This is a genomic window from Vibrio sp. 10N.222.48.A3 (assembly GCF_041475345.1).
GTDB lineage: Bacteria > Pseudomonadota > Gammaproteobacteria > Enterobacterales > Vibrionaceae > Vibrio > Vibrio tasmaniensis_A.
Genome location: NZ_JBFRVX010000686.1, coordinates 1 through 2,390 on the forward strand (window position 1 = coordinate 1; position 2,390 = coordinate 2,390).

Here is a 2,390-nt window from a genome sequence, read left to right on the forward strand (position 1 = left end):
ACCAGAGAATACGGACAAATTAACTCACTGAATAATAAAGAGTTTGCATAGGGACATAACAAACAAAAATAGAAAGTTAGATGTTGTTACCCTCCGCCTTTTCTGTGTTTCAAAAAAGGCGGAAAATATCAATTAAGGGGGAGGTTTGAACGGGGGTTGGCAGTATATTATCACGAGCTTCTGGCCAAGTTATTTCGCTCGCTAAACAACACATAAAAAAGGCCTCGCACACGCGAGGCCTTAGTTTTATCTACAGAGCAGCTTATTCGCAACCAATTATTCGATTAACCAATCAACCGCTCCAAACCCACTGAATAATATTCAGTCCATTCGGGTAATGAAGGTTTGTTCGTCATCGACAAAAGCCACATAGTCGCCGTGATAGATAAACACTCGACCTCGCCCTTCAACGATACACGCAAGCTGTGGGTTCAAATCTTCGTCAAGATTTTCACTTTGATACGTGCCGGTATCGGTGATCACACCGCGGAGTTTAGGTAAAAATCCATAGCTGCGCTTGGCTTGATCAATCAGGCTCAATTCGCTGGCGGTCGAGAAGTAAGATGGGATTGGACCTGCATCTTCGATAAACATAGTTTTCAGTTCTTCAAAAGCTGTAATCACCAGCCAGTCGATGCCGTTAACGTGATGGATAAACATTGTCTATAAATACCTAGATTCTCGATAATTCTGATGCGGGGATTCTATCACTATCAGACGCGATTTGCGGCAGAACCGTATTTTCTTTTGTCCTCCAACCTCTAAGAGGATACATAGCTGATCTTCCTCGCGAGTTGGACGTATAGGCTCCTTAAAAGGAAGGAAATACTATGGCCAACGTCTATGTCAGCATCGGAAGCAACATTAACCGCGAACACCACGTCACAGAATCTCTCAAAGCATTGAATGACCGCTTTGCACCGCTGCACATATCTAATTTCTACGATTGCGAGCCTGTCGGTTTCGAGGGGGACAACTTCCTAAACCTTGTCGTTGGGTTTGAATGTAACCTTCCTGTCGCCGAACTGATTCAGGTTCTACATCAAATCGAAGCAGAGAATGATCGCAAGCGTCAAACCAAAGCCTATGCTTCACGCACGATGGATATCGACATCCTTCTTTATGGTAATCAAGTAGGCATGATCGATGGCGTAGAGCTACCCAGAGGCGAAATCACCGAATACGCATTTGTACTCAGACCGTTAGTCGATGTTGCCGCGCAAGAACGCCACCCCACTCTAGACATCTCATTCCAGCAGCTCTGGGAAAGCTTTGATCAATTGAGCCAGAAAACCGAACCCATCCCTTTCGAGCTCAGTTTCACTTAGCCTTTCCATGACTGAAAAAAGAACGGCTGCAAAATGAACGACTGAACTCTTAATCGCCTGAGCTTTACTGATCTTTTCTTAAAACAAGCACGTAACTGACTTCACTTTCTAAGGATTGGACACTGTTATGAATCACAACGCCATTATCACCATTACAAACCTGAGACTAAGAACCTTCATCGGCTTCAACGAGGAAGAAAAGTCTAAGCAGCAAGACATTGTTATCAACGCAGAAATCCACTACCCCGCTAACAACCTTTGTCTCTCTGATGATGTGGACAACGCGCTTAACTACAAAAACATCTGCAAGAAGATCATTCAACATGTCGAATCCGGAAGGTTTCTGCTTTTAGAAAAATTGACCAGCGACGTACTCGGCATCTGTATCGACCATCCTTGGGTAAAATACGCTCAAGTGAGAATTGACAAGCCTCATGCTCTTCGCTTCGCTGATTCCGTTTCGCTCACCCTGAGCTATGAAGCAGAACTCGAAAACTAATTAATAAGGAGTGCGTCATGCTGAATACAGAAGCCGAAAAAGTAAGAGAAGCTTTGCTCGCAAGAGGACTTGAAACTCCAATGACAGAGAGCGAAATGAACCCCAACCAGAAGTACAACCGCATCAAAGGACTGTTGACGGAAGTGGTCAGTACGCTTGGACTGGATTTAACCGATGACAGCCTTGCTGAAACACCTCATCGCATTGCAAAGATGTACGTCCATGAGATATTTTCAGGGCTCGATTACGATAACTTCCCGAAAATCAGTGTTATAGAAAACAAAATGTCGGTTGATGAAATGGTCAAGGTATCGGATATCGATTTAACGTCGACGTGCGAACACCACTTCATTACCATCGATGGTTTAGCGGAAGTGGCTTATATACCTGAAAACAAGATTCTTGGGCTGTCTAAAATAAACCGTATCGTTCGATTCTTTGCTCAGCGTCCTCAGGTACAAGAACGCCTTACTCAGCAAATCCTAGTCGCGATACAGACTCTAGTAGAGACAGAAAACGTGGCCGTGACGATTAAAGCCACGCACTATTGCGTTAAATCCAGG

General features: G+C 44.3%; 4 protein-coding genes. 3 read left to right on the forward strand and 1 reads right to left on the reverse strand.

Annotation, left to right across the window (positions count from 1 at the left end; translation table 11 throughout):
* Nucleotides 1-321: 321 nt before the first annotated feature.
* Nucleotides 322-660 carry a hypothetical protein gene (locus AB4653_RS18380; protein WP_009846986.1) on the reverse strand — a complete coding sequence of 113 codons (339 nt, stop codon included), beginning with the start codon at nucleotides 658-660 and terminating at the stop codon, nucleotides 322-324.
* Nucleotides 661-830: 170 nt separating this feature from the next.
* Here AB4653_RS18380 and folK point away from each other — a divergent pair, with 170 nt between their 5' ends.
* From folK to folE, 3 genes are all read left to right on the forward strand, one after another.
* Complete coding sequence (folK, locus tag AB4653_RS18385; RefSeq protein ID WP_102258570.1) at nucleotides 831-1,328, forward strand: 2-amino-4-hydroxy-6-hydroxymethyldihydropteridine diphosphokinase; 498 nt, start codon at nucleotides 831-833, stop codon at nucleotides 1,326-1,328.
* Nucleotides 1,329-1,455: 127 nt separating this feature from the next.
* Nucleotides 1,456-1,827: a dihydroneopterin triphosphate 2'-epimerase gene (gene folX / locus AB4653_RS18390; RefSeq protein ID WP_076671585.1), complete on the forward strand. Its 372-nt coding sequence runs from the start codon at nucleotides 1,456-1,458 to the stop codon at nucleotides 1,825-1,827.
* 17 nt (nucleotides 1,828-1,844) lie between these two features.
* A partial coding sequence (gene folE / locus AB4653_RS18395; RefSeq protein ID WP_372104935.1) for a GTP cyclohydrolase I FolE occupies nucleotides 1,845-2,390 on the forward strand: 546 nt, incomplete at its 3' end.